The organism is Pedobacter sp. NJ-S-72 (genome assembly GCF_053890575.1).
Genome location: NZ_CM132681.1, coordinates 3,410,054 through 3,423,768 on the forward strand (window position 1 = coordinate 3,410,054; position 13,715 = coordinate 3,423,768).

Genomic DNA, 13,715 nt, shown 5'->3' on the forward strand with positions numbered 1-13,715 from the left:
ACAGCAGTACCAAAGATGCAAATGGAACCTGGGGAAAACCAGTTCCTTTCAGATACAATAAAGTTAATGAATGGTCAGTTGGGGACCCTTCGGTTTCTGCTGATGGAAATACGCTATACTTTTTTTCTGATATGCCCGGTGGCAAAGGCGGAACTGATATTTACAGTACAGCTAAAAATACAGATGGCACCTGGGCAGATGCGGTAAACATAACCCAGGTCAATACCGATGGAAATGAAAGAAACCCTTTTCCTTCTGCGGATGGCAATTTCTATTTTAGCAGTGATGGCCTGATCGGGATGGGTGGACTCGATATTTATAAAGCAAAACAATCCGCAGCTGGTTTGAGCCAGCCAGTGAATATGGGATACCCGGTGAATTCACCTCAGGATGATTTTGCTTTCAACATGAATCTTAAAGGGACAGGTTATATGGCTTCTAACCGCCCGGGCGGAACTGGTAATGATGACATCTACAGCTTTACAGCCAGGATGATCCTTTACTTTAATTTAGAGGGAACAGTCTATGACAGAAAAACTAATCTCCCTATTGCTGGAGCCACTGTTACCCTCAATAAACAGAACGGCGGGTCTTTAACCGCGGTAACTGGTAATCAGGGTACTTTTAAGTTTAGCCTGGATCAGACAGCGGATTATACTTTGAAAGGCGAAAAATCAAATTACAGTTCGGATGCAACTGCTTTAACAACGATAAATTTAACAAGCTCACAGACCTTGCATAAAGATCTGTTCCTGGAAACAATCGTACTGAACAAAGCGATCAAAATAGAAAACATCTATTACGATTTTGACAAATCAAATATCCGTCCTGATGCGGCAAGAGAGCTTGATAAACTGGTCTCTACGCTCAAAACAAATGAGACCATATGGATCGAGCTGAGCTCTTATACTGATAGCAGAGGAAGAGATGAGTATAACCAGTGGTTATCTCAGAAAAGAGCTAACTCTGCTGTGTAGCATATATCATATCAAAAGGTATTGATAAAGCAAGGATTACTGGCCGCGGTTATGGCGAGACCATGCTACTTAACCGTTGTGCTAACGGAGTAAAATGCAGTAATACAATGCATCAGCTAAACAGAAGAACAGAATTCAAAGTGGTCAAACAATAAAACACGAAGTCCCCGCCAGAAAGCGGGGACTTAAAGGTAATTTAGCTCCCTTTACCTCTCTCCGGCAAAATTCATTAATCATTTTCCGCCATTAAATAAGGCTTTAAAGCTATAATTTCAGCGTAATTGCTTATAGCCTGCATTTTCCACCTCTTCCATTGCAACAAGTTGTATAAGATCTCCGTTTAATAACTATCAACAGATCTTATATTACTCATGTCAAAACTGATCCAGATCATAGAAGACGATGAAGCTATACGCGATGTCATAGAGTATATCCTGCAACAATCAGAATTTGATGTTACTGTGGCCTCTAATGCCAGAGAATTTAAGATAAACCTTTTTAATACTTTGCCTGACCTGATTTTAATGGATGTGAAACTTCCAGATGGAAATGGGATACAGTTGTGCCGGAAATTGAAACAAAGCCTGGACACCAGGCATATTCCGGTAATCATCATTTCTGCACATGCTAGTGCTAAAGAAAGCAGCAAATATGCTTTTGCCGATGATTTTATCAGTAAACCATTTGATTTAGACGACTTATTAAAGCGGATTGAAAGTCAATTAGCTTAGAACTAAAAAACTATCTGTATGATTTATTACAAAATTTCGCTTTACGGTGAGAATTTCCAGGTGAAACGACTTTCACCCAATCTGTTTAGAGTAGTGCACAAGAAAGGTATACTGGAAATATATATAAACAGGTCATCAGGAAAATGGTCGGTACTCTTCCGATCCAATCCTGATGACCTGATATCAGCCTCTTTTATAGGGCCTGAAATTGAGAAATCATATCCGGTTGCTCATGGCCATAAGCTCAGCACCGGACGTTCGTCTTCCATGGTCAGGATATTCTCCTGATCATGCTTATTATTTTACTGTCGCCGCCCAATCATCCATTTTAGCTTCAAATACGCTCAATGGTAACGATCCGTCTTTCAACACCTGATGATGGAATTCTGCAAGCTTAAATTTAGCGCCGAGTTGTTTTTCATATCTGCTGCGCAATTCCCGGATTTTCATCGCTCCGATCTTATAGCCTAATGCTTGTGCAGGCATCCCCATATAACGTTCAATTTCTGCTGTTGCACCTTGTTCACTAATAGCTTCATTGTCCATCATATATTTGATTGCCTCTTCCCTGCTCATATTCTTGGTATGAATAGCTACATCTACAACAAGACGGATAGCACGATGCATTTCATCACCCAGTGCTCCCATATGCTGATATGGATCTGTATATAATCCAAGTTCTTTTCCTAACGATTCACAATATAAAGCCCAGCCTTCTACATAAGCATTATGCGTTCCAAAACGACGGAACTTAGGAAGGAAGTCCCGGTTTTTCCTGCGTTAATGAAATCTGGTAATGGTGACCAGGAATCGCTTCGTGAAGAAATAAAGATTCCATACCCGAAGTTGTATTGAATTTAGCAGCATCCAAAATAGGTATATAGAAAATTCCAGGACGTTTACCATCTGCTGATCCCTGATTATATTCTGCACTTGCCGATGCCGCACGGAAAGCTTCTGTCTGACGAATTTCGAATGGTGTCTTTGGAACTACCGTAAACATTTTCTTCAGATTTGGTTCCATCCTTTTATGGATATTATCAAATGCAGCAAGAATCTCAGCTGGCGTTTTATAAGGCATGAATTTAGGATCAGTTTTCATGTATTCAAAAAATGCTTTCAAATCACCTTTGAAACCTGTCTTATTTTTAATGCTATCCATTAAAGAGTGAATTCTTGCTACTTCTTTCAAACCTGTCTGATAAATTTCTTCCGGCGTTTTGGTTGTTGTAGTTTGCTGTTTCACCAGGTAAGCATACATAGCTGTGTACCCTCTGGTAAAAGAAGAGAAGCCAGAAGTAGTTCTTGATTTTGGCAGATACTCATTTTTCAGAAATTCTCCCAGCTTTTTATAAGCCGGAACAATAACAGTCATAATGGTATTGCGGTAAGCTGCTGTCAGTCTTTTTTTATCTGCATCGGAAAACCCTTTAGGCATTTGCTGTACCGGACCATAAAACAAACTCTTTGCGGGATCGGTAACAATCAGACCCAGCATTTGCGGGTACATTTTCACCACCAATGCTTTAGGCAAAACGATACCGGAGGCCATTCCTTTTTTAAAATTACCGATAGCCGTATCTGCCCAGACAGCAAATGCATTGACACGTTTCAACCAGTCTTCATAGTCTTTAACCGTTTTAAAAGGTTGTGCACCGGTACCAGATCCCAATTGACCAATTGTCAATGGTAATGCAGTCATCTGGTTAAAAGGAAGATATTCGAAATGATATTTCAGACCTTCAAGGCCTGTCTCTAAATTATCTTAATACATCGAAAGATAATTTATCATTCGCATCCAGCTGCTCACGTTTGTATTTGCCTAAGCTGTCCAGATATTGCTTGTAGAAACTTTTAGTGGTACTTAAATAAGCGACAGAACCATCATTTGGCAATTCACTATTATACCTGTCGTCTCCTGCATAAGTAGCAGAAATAGGATTTAATTTCAAATAATCTTCATAATACTGATCGCATAGCTTCCCAAATTGCGCATTAGCATTTTTTTTTTTGTCTTCTTGTTTACAAGCTACAATCGTGCTGACAAACAAAAGGGCAAAGGCTATTCTTTTCATAAATTTTGAGTTTAGAAAATAAAGCTAGCAAATATTTATCAGGTTCTTTCTATTCAATGAGGGTATTAAACCTGGATTCAATGTGACTTCTCGCTTGTTTCTGGAAGTCTTCAGGAGAAGTACCAGTTTGCTTTTTGAAGAACCTGCTGAAATAAGACCGGTCGGTAAAACTCAGGTTATAAGCAATTTCTTTAGTGTATTTTCACTGTGGATAATCTGTCTTTTAGCTTCCAGAATAATCCGGTCATGGATGAGCTGCATCACTGTTTTATCCAGTTTATCCTTCAATATCTGGTTGAGACGCTTAGCACTCAAGCCTAATTCTCCGGCATAAAAATCAGCGGTACGTTCCAGCTGATAATTTTCTTCCAGTAACATCATAAACTCGTATACCCTTTTCTGATTTACATCCTGAGTGGTAAAAACATGCTCCTTGATACGGATCAGCTTCAACAAAAAGACTTTTAACAATGCTTTTAAAATCAAGAAACTATTGGCCTGCTCTTTGTATTCTTCCTCGAGCAACTGATAAATTTTATCCAGCTCAACTGCATTTTCTTTAGTTAAAGGCAGGCATGAAAATTCGCCCTGTATATTGAAAATCTTAAAAATGTCAAGATAAAATTCTTTATCTTCTTCATCCAGAAAATCTCTTTTAAAAGACAATAGGATACCATTCTTACCAGCTTTATTCAATTGATGTACACGATATGGGGGGATAAGATAGATCCAGTCTCCGCGCTCCGGCTTTTCTTCTTCTTTGATAGCATGTAACGGAAATTCATTTTGCAGCCAGACTATTTCAAAAAAATCTTTTCTCCCGGGATCATTCAGATAACTAGGGGGACATTTTTCAAGATTCCTGATATAAATCAATGATTTTTCTAATCCAACGCTCGTATTTTCTTCCATCTGCTTCCTTTTCTGTTAAATCCCTGAGATCACCGGATCAGAGATTCTGGGACAAAGATATTAATATAAGTCAGGGATGCGTAAGGGATCTATGTTGGGAAGGGGTTGGTAAGGCCATTGGCCTTACCAACCCCTTCCCAACATAGATGTCAGTACAATCACAACCCGTTTCCAAATAGTCCCATACTATGCGCATATAGTGTAACGTATACGCTATCCCCTGCAATTACCTTTGACGCAGACAAAAAAAAGAGATGAGCAGTGCAAACATAAATCAGCAAGCCGCCAGTTTAAAGGCAAATCTGAAATTGATTTTAGAAGAGAACCAGAAATTAGCCGATCATATTGATTTCAATCAGCTTGCAGCAATTATTCCTTATTTGCATCAGGCAGATCGCCTGTTTATCATCGGTGCCGGGCGTACAGGTTTAGCATTAAAAGCTGCTGCGATGCGTTTAATGCACTTTGGATTTACAGTATTTGTTGCCGGAGAAACAACTACACCAGCTATTAGCAAAGGAGATATTCTGATTGCTGGTTCCGGCTCTGGTACAACCAGTACAATTGTAAAAGCAGCTGAGAAGGCCGTTGCTTCAGGGGCAAAAGTTATTGCTTTTTCTACGACTAACGTCTCTGCTTTGGCCAGACTGGCAGCGCTTGTTCTGATTATTCCTGCTGCCCAAAAGCAAGATCATGGAAAAACCATCTCTGAACAATATGCAGGAAGTCTATTCGAACAGGCGCTATTATTACTCACTGATGCCATTTTTCAAACGATGTGGGCAGCAGACGGAACATCCGCTGAAGAACTATGGAAAAGACACGCCAATCTTGAATAAACGGATATAGGCCATTACATAAATAATTGATTAAAAAAATAATAAAGAACAAACAACATGGCAAAATTACAAGTCGCAATAGATTTATTAACTACAAAAGAAGCTTTGGCATTAGCTGCTAAAATCGCTCCTTATATTGATATCATTGAACTGGGTACCCCATTAATTAAAAATGAAGGCATTGCAGTAGTAACGGCAATGAAACAAGCTCATCCTGATAAATTAGTATTTGCTGATTTAAAAACTATGGATGCTGGTGAATTAGAAGCTGATATCGCTTTTAAAGCTGGTGCTGATTTAGTAACAGTTTTAGGTGCTGCTGGTGATGCAACTATTATTGGTGCAATTAAAGCTGCTAAAGCACATGGTAAAGGTGTGGTTGTGGATACAATCGGTGTAACTGATCGTGTGAAACGTGCTCAGGAAGTAACTAAATTAGGTGCTGAATTTGTAGAATTACACGCAGGTTTAGATGAGCAATGGACTGAAGGATATTCTATCCAGGTTTTGATTGACGAAGCTGCCCGTGCTGGTGTACCTGTTTCAATAGCAGGTGGCGTAAATATCAATAACATCACCGCTGTAATTAAAGCTGGTGCAACGGTTGCTGTTGCTGGTGCTGCAATTTATGGTGCTGAAGATCCTGCTGCGGCAGCAAAAGCATTGCGCGAAGCGATTGATGCTGTATAATTAAAATATTTCACAGAAATGGTGACTCAATATCGTTGAGTCACCATTTTTTATTTAAACGAATAAGTTTTACACATCATTATGTAATATTTAACCCGACACGCTTATTTATGGCTATTATGGAACACTATTTGATAAAGTTCTGAATAAATAAACAGCGTAACATAATTAATTATGACCAAAAGGATACACGTACTTGAAGATGACAGTGATATCAGGTATATCATTGAATATTTATTTATTGAAGGATGAAGGTTATGAATTACAACTTTCTTCGTCAGTTAGTGAACTGAAAAGCAAACTAAGAGACTCCTTACCTGATCTGTTTATTATCGATGTGATGTTACCTGATGGAAACGGAATTGAAATTTGCGATGACCTTAAAAATGATATGTTTACGAAACATATTCCGGTTATCGTGATGTCTGCAAATCCAAGAAGTAAACAAATGAGTACACAGGCCTGCGCTGATGATTATATAAGTAAACCATTCGACCTGGATGATGTGGTTAAAAGAATCAGTAACCTGCTGGTTAAAAACCCAGCTTAAAAAACATAGCTAAATGTCTGCCTGAATTATAAGGCAGACATTTTTTTTTTTCTTAAATAGGCTAAAATCAGCGATGCAGTTCTGGCAGAAGCACCTGGTTTTCCCATAATCGCCGATAAATCTGCATAGTTTTCCAGCATCATTTCTCTCCATGGCCCTTCAATCAGCCTGACAAGATTCTCCGTAATATTTACAGTATTACAATCTTCCTGAATCAGTTCAATGACAACTTCCCGATCCATAATCAGGTTAACGAGAGATATAAATTTAATTTTCACCAGCATTCTTGCAATAGCTATAGAAATTCTACCTCCTTTATAAACTACTACCTGCGGTACATGAAACAAAGCTGTTTCTAAAGTTGCAGTACCAGAAGCGACAACTGCTGCTGTAGCGACATGAAGCAAATCATAAGTTTGTCCGAAAACCAGTTTTACATTTTTAGCACCGATAAACTGCTGATAGTAGACTACCGGAAATCCCGGAGCCGCTGCAACAACAAATTGCTGATCAGGAAAAGTTTCAGTAACACTCAGCATAGCCGGTAAAAGACGTTCTATCTCTTGTTTACGACTACCAGGAAGCAGGGCGATAATCTGCCCCGATCTATTTAACCCATGTTTTTCAAGGAATGCAGAATCTGGTGTAAAAGCGGCCTTCTCATCCAATAAAGGATTACCTACATAAGCTACTTCCATCCCCCTATTCTTTGTAAAAATCAACTTCAAAAGGGAGGATACAGAACATTTTATCGACTACTTTTTTAATCTTGAGTACCCGTTTCTGGTTCCATGCCCAAACTTTAGGCGAAATATAATAGCATACCTTAATTCCGTTTTCCTTACCAAAGCCAGCAATCTTTAAATTAAAGCCAGGAAAATCAATCAGTATCAGCACATCAGGTGCATAAGCCTGGATATCCTCTTTGCAGGTTTTTAAATTCCTGAGTATCGTGCGCAGGTTAAGCAATACTTCTGTGAACCCCATGAATGCCATATCGGCATAATGCTTCGCCAGCATCCCGCCTTCGGCTTTCATTTTATCGCCACCAAAATATCTGAATTCAGCATCCGGATCCTGATCCTTCAGTGCCTTCATTAAATTAGCCCCGTGGAGATCGCCGGAGGCTTCACCTGCTACAAGATAATATCTCATGATTGTGATAATTTATAAAAAAAGAAAAGCAGGCCCCATAAATGTGGCACCTAGTACGCCTCTTCCTGTATTCTCTTTATTAACCTTAAAAAAGTATTTCAGCAGCAAAGCGTTTACGGCAATACAACCGATCAGTAATAAATCGGCTTTTGCCAGGTAAGCAATCTGGTGCATCACAAACCAGACAATAGAAAGCAGTACTCCCGGAAGAAAGACACCGATTCCAAAACCTACCCAAACATCGTTTTTAATATTCTTAATCATTAAATGTCCATGAATTTAATATTGGAATAGCATGGTGCGCAGTTAAGTCAAACTGTACCGGAACTACCGATACGAAACCGTTTTCCAACGCCCATACATCTGTATCTTCTCCTTTATCATTATTTTGAAAAACACCTGCCAGCCAGTAATAAGGACGGCCATAAGGATCTTTACGTTCGTCAAATTCTTCTGCCCATTTCGCATTTGCCTGTCTGCAGATTTTAATCCCCTTCAGATCTGCTCCTTTTGGAAAATTAACATTCAGTAAAGTAGCTTGTGGCAAACCGTGGTCCAGTACCTGGCGTACTATGGTTTTAACAAATTTAAGACAGTGACTGAAATCAGCTTCTTCAAAAAATCATCTAAAGAAAAACCAATGGAAGGAATACCTTCAATAGCACCTTCTACAGCTGCTGACATCGTTCCTGAATAAATAACGTTGATCGAATTGTTTAATCCGTGGTTGATACCTGAAACACACAGATCTGGTTTTTTACCTTTAAATATTCTATTAACTGCCAGCTTTACACAATCTACAGGTGTACCTGAGCATTTATACATTTCAACTCCTTCATAAAGATTTACCCTGTCAAAACGCAGAGGTTTTCCTATGGTAATTGCATGCCCCATTCCTGATTGCGGACCATCTGGTGCCACAACCACGACATTGCCAAATTCTTTAACTGCTTCAATCAGATTCCTGATACCAGGTGCTGTTACACCGTCATCATTTACTACTAAAATATTGGGTCTGGATTGCTCTTTTTTCATGGCAGTAAAAGTACAAAGATTATGGGGTAATTATGCCGGGTTTCTCATATTTCAAATTATATTTGATCATAACTTATTAAACATGAAAAAAAATATATTTCTCGTATCCTGCTTTATCCTCGCCGGATCGTCTTTAATGGCGCAGGTGGGGTATCAGTGGAAAACCGCTTCCTCCGGCGGCTATACTTATAAGTATGTTACGAATGATCCTACAAAGTCTCGTTTTTATACGCTTCAAAACGGACTAACGGTAGTTCTTTCTGAGAATGCTAAAGAGCCAAGTATTGAGTTCCGTATGGCGGTAAGAGCTGGAAGTAATACTGATCCGCGTACCTCGACTGGCCTTGCCCATTATCTGGAACATCTTTTATTCAAAGGAACAGACCGTTTTGGCACATTAGATTATGCGAAGGAAAAGCCTTTATTGGATAAAATAGAAGCACTTTACGAGAAATATCATGCCACAACAGATCCTGCGAAGCGGAAAGAAATCTATGCCCAAATAGATAAAACTTCTGGTGAGGCTTCTAATTATTCTATTGCGAATGAGTATGATAAAATGATGAAATCTATCGGCGGACAGTCTACCAATGCACATACATGGTATGAGGAAACTGTTTACAATGAAGATTTACCATCTAATGCAACAGATAAGTTCCTTGCTTTACAAGCTGAACGTTTCCGTAACCCGGTATTCCGTATTTTCCACACAGAACTGGAAGCCGTTTACGAGGAAAAGAACCGTGGCCTTGATAATGATTCCTGGAAAATTGAAGAAAAACTGAATGACCTGCTGTATCCAACACACAATTACGGACAGCAAACTACTATCGGAACAATTGAACATTTAAAGAATCCTTCACTGGTCGAAATCCGCAAATATTATAACAAGTATTACGTGCCTAATAATATGGCTGTTATTCTATCCGGTGATTTTAAAGCTGATGAGATGATAAAAAAGGTGGCTCAGTCTTTCTCTTATATGAAAGCCAAACCTATTGAATTGTATGCTCCGGAGGCTGAAAAACCTTTGCTTAAAATCCAGTCTGCTGATATTAATGGTCCAAGTGCTGAGGTTGTAAGAATCGGTTACAGAGGATATGCCGAAAATACAAAGGAAAGTACAATGCTTGACCTGATTTCAAGCATTCTTTCAAATGGTAAAGCTGGTTTAATGGATATCAACTTAAACAAGCAGCAGAAAGTATTAGGTGCAGGTGCAGGTTATCAGCAGATGAAAGATTATGGTACTTTCACTTTATCAGCTCAACCGAAACAAGGCCAAACCCTTGATGAGGCTAAACAATTATTACTGGATCAGCTTACTTTATTGAAAAAGGGTGATTTTGATGAAACGCTGATCAAAGCAACTGTAGCAAATAGCAAATTAAGTTTATTGGAGTCTTTTGACAAAAATGATTTCCGTGTTGATGCTATTACAAATGAATTTATCCTGAACCGTGCAACGAAATGGGATAAGTCATTAAGTAACCCTGATGAAATGGCCAAAATCAGCAAGAAAGAAATAGTTGATTTCGCAAATAAATTCTTCAAAGACAACTACGTTGTTATTCTAAAGCATAAAGGAGAAGACAAGAGTATTCAGAAAGTTGATAAACCAGCAATCACCCCCGTTAAAACGAATACAAATGAAACTTCTGCTTTCACTAAAAACTTATTAGCTACTCCTTCAAAACCTATTGAAGCTAAGTTTTTGGATTATCAGAAAGATCTGAATTTTAGTAAAGCGGGCATCGCCGATGTAGTAACTGTTCAAAATAAAGAAAACAGTATTTTCAATTTGACTTATCGTTTTGATATGGGTGCATGGAATAATAAATTATTGCCTTATGCAGCAAAATATCTAACTTTTTTAAGTACAGATAAATATTCAGCTGAAGAAATCAGCAAGCAGTTCTATAATATTGCCTGTAATTATTCCGTTTCCGTAAAAAGTGACGTGACCACAATTGAAATCAGTGGTCTACAAGAAAATTTTGATCAGGCAGTAAATTTAGTGTGGAATATGTTTTTGCAAATTGCAAAGCCAATGAGGAAGCATTGAAGGATATGAAAAGCAGCATCCTTAAATCAAGAGAAAACACAAAGCTGAATAAAGCTTCGATTTTGTCGGGACTAATGAGCTATGCACAGTTCGGGCCTAAAAATCCAACCAACTTTGTGCTGTCCAATAATGAATTAGAACAAATAACTTCTGCACAGCTGCTGGATATTTTACATCACATCAATGAGTTTAAACATTCCATTAATTATTATGGACCGGAAACTCCTGATGTCTTCGTTAAAAATATAGAGAAAGCGCATGTTTTACCTAAGTCATTTACTGAAATAGCGCCTGCTCTCAAATTCACTTACACAGATAATAAAGAAAACCAGGTTTATTTTGCAAACTATGATATGGTACAGTCTGAAATCCGCTGGATAAGAAACAGTGGTATCTATAACCCTGCAGAAGTAGCTAAAGTCAGTCTGTTTAACAGTTACTTTGGTGGTGGTATGGGCTCTATCGTGTTCCAGACTATCAGAGAGTCAAAAGCACTCGCTTATTCGACTTATGCATACTACACTAATCCTGACAAGAAAGAAAAAGAGAGTTCAATGGTGGCCTATGTTGGCAGCCAGGCAGACAAAATGAATGATGCAGTTGGAGCAATGAATGAGCTCTTGAATGTTTTACCTGAGTCTGAGAAAAATTTCGAGTCTTCAAAATCTAATTCTATAAACTCATTAGAGACTTCAAGAATTACTAAAAAAGCAATCATTAACAGTTATTATGCAGATAAGAGGTTAGGTCTTGACCATGATTCAAGAATTGATGAATATAAAGGGCTACAGCCATTAACCTTTGCTGATATTAAGGCTTTCCATGCTGGAAATGTAGCAAACAAACCTTATAATTATTGTATAGTAGCTTCTGATAAAAAAGTAAAAACAGAGGAGATGCAAAAATTTGGCAAACTGAACACGCTTACTTTAGAGCAGATATTCGGTTATTAATTTTAACCTTTATGATTTTATCCAAAAGGAGATGCTAAAAACATCTCCTTTTTTTTGTCTTCAACCAACACCCACACATAAACAACTGTTAACCAATGCTTACAAATAAATATTTCACCATAAAATATTGCAAATTTCAAAAACGTTCGTTAGATTAGTTAAGGCAAACGAAATGAATAAAGCTAAACTAACCAATAGCTAATTATTTAACCTGATTAACCATCAGTTTCACATCTGCCAATTATTTTTTTAACCAAAAACCTACAAACAAACAAAAAAACTATGAAAAAACTAGCTTTACTTTCACTAGTGCTTATTGCAGGCACTTTCACCGCCTTTGCCGTTAAGGCCAATCAATCAAAAATAGCAGCTTACTGCCATTGCGAGCCAGATATCAAGTGTAATTCAACTGGAGCATGGGGCATTAAAACTCAGATCTGCCCTTAGTTTAAATCAAAATCTTATTTCTTAATGAGTCTTTTAAATTTACACAGCGAAATATTTATATCGCTCATTTTAAACGCGCTCTAAATCTTAAAAACAAAAAGGCTGCGCAAGCGGCCTTCTTGTTTATGAAACCATTATGTGCAGCAGCATACAAACCGAAATGAACAAAATCGAGTAGCACATAATAGCTTCATCACCTTTGAAACCACGTAGTGTTCATGAGAACCATTGGAAACTTAAGTACTACGAAAAAACAATTACATTCTGATGAAAAAAAATCTGCTCTTACTTGCTGCACTTTTCTGTAGTGCAATTCTGATTATGTATGTTCTGGTTAAGGGTGCTGAGCCTGACAGAATTTATGCGAATTTCACCAGGGATTACCACAAATATAAATTGCTCCCGGTTGATACTGTTCTGTTTCCTGGCAGGGTAAGCATCATGAAAGCAGATCAGGGTAATATCTATGGTTATGTATATAATCAGAACAGCATTTTCCGTTATAATCTTTCAAATCATAAAATAGACACCTTTTTTACTAAGAAAGACCTGCCAATAAACATTGCCACCAGGCTGGAAATTGATACAGCTATTCATACCTTTTATATTTTTGACGATTCAGGAAACAAAGCCATTACCTATCAGCCAGATAAAAAGAAAATTGACAGTCTTCTTTTCGAAAAAAAAAACACTAAAGCAAGTTCAGTTAGTAGTTTACAAAACAAATCTTTTCTTTCTTCTGGTTATGATACCAAAAAAAAAAAAATACTGCAATTAAAACTTAGAAATTTCTCATTTCCGGGTAAAGACTCTGTACTTCATCAATTTCCTTTCTTTGAAGACGGCGGACTTTCGGCAGATGGATTTTTTGTCAGGAATGCCTCTTCACATGATCATTTTTACATCCCATTTTACAATGGAGACATTCTCAAATATGATGATCAACTCAATAAAACGTATGTATTTCATACAATTGATAAAACAAAAGCCAATAATATTACAGTAAAGACTGGAAAGATCTATATGCGTTCCAGTAAGTCTATTGTAATTAATTCAACAGCTACTGCTGATGCTGAACATCTTTACATATTATCTTACGTACTAACAGAAGATGCTGCCAAGAGCGGATACCGCGGGCCTGTAATTGATGTATATATAATACAAAAACAGGAAATTACGAGGGTAGCTTCAGACTACCTGGTTTCGAAAACAGACCGGTCATACAATTAGCCCGTTATGCAGACAAGCTCGTAGCAGCATACGAAAACAACATTTTAATTTTCAAG

General features: G+C 37.9%; 15 protein-coding genes and 3 pseudogenes. 10 read left to right on the top strand and 8 right to left on the bottom strand.

Going from position 1 to position 13,715, the window contains the following annotated elements; genetic code table 11:
• The first annotated feature begins 131 nt into the window (after positions 1-131).
• From ACWYN3_RS22715 to ACWYN3_RS22725, 3 genes are all read left to right on the top strand, one after another.
• Positions 132-977: an OmpA family protein gene (locus ACWYN3_RS22715; protein ID WP_456216475.1), complete on the top strand. Its 846-nt coding sequence runs from the start codon at positions 132-134 to the stop codon at positions 975-977.
• 371 nt (positions 978-1,348) lie between these two features.
• Positions 1,349-1,708 carry a response regulator gene (locus tag ACWYN3_RS22720; RefSeq protein ID WP_456216476.1) on the top strand — a complete coding sequence of 120 codons (360 nt, stop codon included), beginning with the start codon at positions 1,349-1,351 and terminating at the stop codon, positions 1,706-1,708.
• Between the two features lie 18 nt (positions 1,709-1,726).
• Positions 1,727-1,996: a hypothetical protein gene (locus ACWYN3_RS22725; protein WP_456216477.1), complete on the top strand. Its 270-nt coding sequence runs from the start codon at positions 1,727-1,729 to the stop codon at positions 1,994-1,996.
• A gap of 9 nt (positions 1,997-2,005) precedes the next feature.
• Here the strand turns inward: ACWYN3_RS22725 and ACWYN3_RS22730 are convergent.
• The 5 genes and pseudogenes from ACWYN3_RS22730 to ACWYN3_RS22750 all read right to left on the bottom strand — a co-directional run.
• Positions 2,006-2,401, bottom strand: a pseudogene (locus tag ACWYN3_RS22730) (DUF885 family protein); the annotation flags it as partial.
• Between the two features lie 58 nt (positions 2,402-2,459).
• A complete protein-coding gene (locus ACWYN3_RS22735; RefSeq protein WP_456216478.1) occupies positions 2,460-3,410 on the bottom strand; it encodes a DUF885 domain-containing protein in 951 nt (316 codons plus the stop codon).
• A gap of 58 nt (positions 3,411-3,468) precedes the next feature.
• Complete coding sequence (locus tag ACWYN3_RS22740) at positions 3,469-3,783, bottom strand: hypothetical protein (protein ID WP_456216479.1); 315 nt, start codon at positions 3,781-3,783, stop codon at positions 3,469-3,471.
• A gap of 49 nt (positions 3,784-3,832) precedes the next feature.
• Positions 3,833-3,970 carry an AraC family transcriptional regulator gene (locus tag ACWYN3_RS22745; protein WP_456223116.1) on the bottom strand — a complete coding sequence of 46 codons (138 nt, stop codon included), beginning with the start codon at positions 3,968-3,970 and terminating at the stop codon, positions 3,833-3,835.
• Positions 3,955-4,695: a helix-turn-helix domain-containing protein gene (locus ACWYN3_RS22750; RefSeq protein ID WP_456216480.1), complete on the bottom strand. Its 741-nt coding sequence runs from the start codon at positions 4,693-4,695 to the stop codon at positions 3,955-3,957. Before ACWYN3_RS22750 ends, ACWYN3_RS22745 begins: the two co-directional genes overlap by 16 nt.
• A 254-nt stretch (positions 4,696-4,949) precedes the next feature.
• Here ACWYN3_RS22750 and hxlB point away from each other — a divergent pair, with 254 nt between their 5' ends.
• The 3 genes from hxlB (at position 4,950) to ACWYN3_RS22765 (ending at position 6,774) form a co-directional block, all read left to right on the top strand.
• Positions 4,950-5,534: a 6-phospho-3-hexuloisomerase gene (hxlB, locus tag ACWYN3_RS22755; protein ID WP_456216481.1), complete on the top strand. Its 585-nt coding sequence runs from the start codon at positions 4,950-4,952 to the stop codon at positions 5,532-5,534.
• A gap of 57 nt (positions 5,535-5,591) precedes the next feature.
• Positions 5,592-6,224: a 3-hexulose-6-phosphate synthase gene (gene hxlA, locus ACWYN3_RS22760; protein ID WP_456216482.1), complete on the top strand. Its 633-nt coding sequence runs from the start codon at positions 5,592-5,594 to the stop codon at positions 6,222-6,224.
• Between the two features lie 202 nt (positions 6,225-6,426).
• The gene (locus ACWYN3_RS22765; RefSeq protein WP_456216483.1) at positions 6,427-6,774 is read left to right on the top strand and encodes a response regulator transcription factor; all 348 of its coding nucleotides are present in this window, start codon (positions 6,427-6,429) and stop codon (positions 6,772-6,774) included.
• 26 nt (positions 6,775-6,800) lie between these two features.
• On the opposite strand, the pseudogene lpxB reads toward ACWYN3_RS22765, so the two are convergent.
• From lpxB to surE, 3 genes and pseudogenes are all read right to left on the bottom strand, one after another.
• Positions 6,801-7,929: pseudogene (gene lpxB / locus ACWYN3_RS22770) on the bottom strand (lipid-A-disaccharide synthase).
• 12 nt (positions 7,930-7,941) lie between these two features.
• Positions 7,942-8,193 (bottom strand): stationary phase survival protein SurE, encoded by a 252-nt coding sequence (locus tag ACWYN3_RS22775; protein ID WP_456216484.1) that lies wholly within the window; start codon positions 8,191-8,193, stop codon positions 7,942-7,944.
• A pseudogene (gene surE, locus ACWYN3_RS22780) lies at positions 8,186-8,964 on the bottom strand (5'/3'-nucleotidase SurE). The gene ACWYN3_RS22775 and the pseudogene surE overlap by 8 nt, the downstream one beginning before the upstream one ends.
• Positions 8,965-9,046: 82 nt before the next feature.
• On the opposite strand from surE, the gene ACWYN3_RS22785 reads away from it, so the two are divergent.
• From ACWYN3_RS22785 to ACWYN3_RS22800, 4 genes are all read left to right on the top strand, one after another.
• Positions 9,047-11,029 (top strand): insulinase family protein, encoded by a 1,983-nt coding sequence (locus tag ACWYN3_RS22785; RefSeq protein WP_456216485.1) that lies wholly within the window; start codon positions 9,047-9,049, stop codon positions 11,027-11,029.
• A complete protein-coding gene (locus ACWYN3_RS22790; RefSeq protein ID WP_456216486.1) occupies positions 10,984-11,982 on the top strand; it encodes a M16 family metallopeptidase in 999 nt (332 codons plus the stop codon). Before ACWYN3_RS22785 ends, ACWYN3_RS22790 begins: the two co-directional genes overlap by 46 nt.
• 282 nt (positions 11,983-12,264) lie before the next feature.
• A complete protein-coding gene (locus ACWYN3_RS22795) occupies positions 12,265-12,429 on the top strand; it encodes a hypothetical protein (protein ID WP_456216487.1) in 165 nt (54 codons plus the stop codon).
• A 267-nt stretch (positions 12,430-12,696) separates the two neighbouring features.
• Positions 12,697-13,659, top strand: a complete 963-nt coding sequence (locus ACWYN3_RS22800; RefSeq protein ID WP_456216488.1) for a hypothetical protein — start codon at positions 12,697-12,699, stop codon at positions 13,657-13,659.
• Positions 13,660-13,715 lie beyond the last annotated feature (56 nt).

Bases quoted from the DNA above. Each gene is read 5' to 3' on its own strand.
- ACWYN3_RS22775 (WP_456216484.1), bottom strand. From the start codon at position 8,193: ATGATTAAGAATATTAAAAACGATGTTTGGGTAGGTTTTGGAATCGGT.
- ACWYN3_RS22735 (WP_456216478.1), bottom strand. From the start codon at position 3,410: ATGACTGCATTACCATTGACAATTGGTCAATTGGGATCTGGTACCGGT.
- ACWYN3_RS22800 (WP_456216488.1), top strand. From the start codon at position 12,697: ATGAAAAAAAATCTGCTCTTACTTGCTGCACTTTTCTGTAGTGCAATT.
- ACWYN3_RS22720 (WP_456216476.1), top strand. From the start codon at position 1,349: ATGTCAAAACTGATCCAGATCATAGAAGACGATGAAGCTATACGCGAT.
- ACWYN3_RS22765 (WP_456216483.1), top strand. From the start codon at position 6,427: ATGACAGTGATATCAGGTATATCATTGAATATTTATTTATTGAAGGAT.
- hxlB (WP_456216481.1), top strand. From the start codon at position 4,950: ATGAGCAGTGCAAACATAAATCAGCAAGCCGCCAGTTTAAAGGCAAAT.
- ACWYN3_RS22725 (WP_456216477.1), top strand. From the start codon at position 1,727: ATGATTTATTACAAAATTTCGCTTTACGGTGAGAATTTCCAGGTGAAA.
- ACWYN3_RS22740 (WP_456216479.1), bottom strand. From the start codon at position 3,783: ATGAAAAGAATAGCCTTTGCCCTTTTGTTTGTCAGCACGATTGTAGCT.
- hxlA (WP_456216482.1), top strand. From the start codon at position 5,592: ATGGCAAAATTACAAGTCGCAATAGATTTATTAACTACAAAAGAAGCT.
- ACWYN3_RS22715 (WP_456216475.1), top strand. From the start codon at position 132: ATGCCCGGTGGCAAAGGCGGAACTGATATTTACAGTACAGCTAAAAAT.
- ACWYN3_RS22795 (WP_456216487.1), top strand. From the start codon at position 12,265: ATGAAAAAACTAGCTTTACTTTCACTAGTGCTTATTGCAGGCACTTTC.
- ACWYN3_RS22750 (WP_456216480.1), bottom strand. From the start codon at position 4,695: ATGGAAGAAAATACGAGCGTTGGATTAGAAAAATCATTGATTTATATC.
- ACWYN3_RS22785 (WP_456216485.1), top strand. From the start codon at position 9,047: ATGAAAAAAAATATATTTCTCGTATCCTGCTTTATCCTCGCCGGATCG.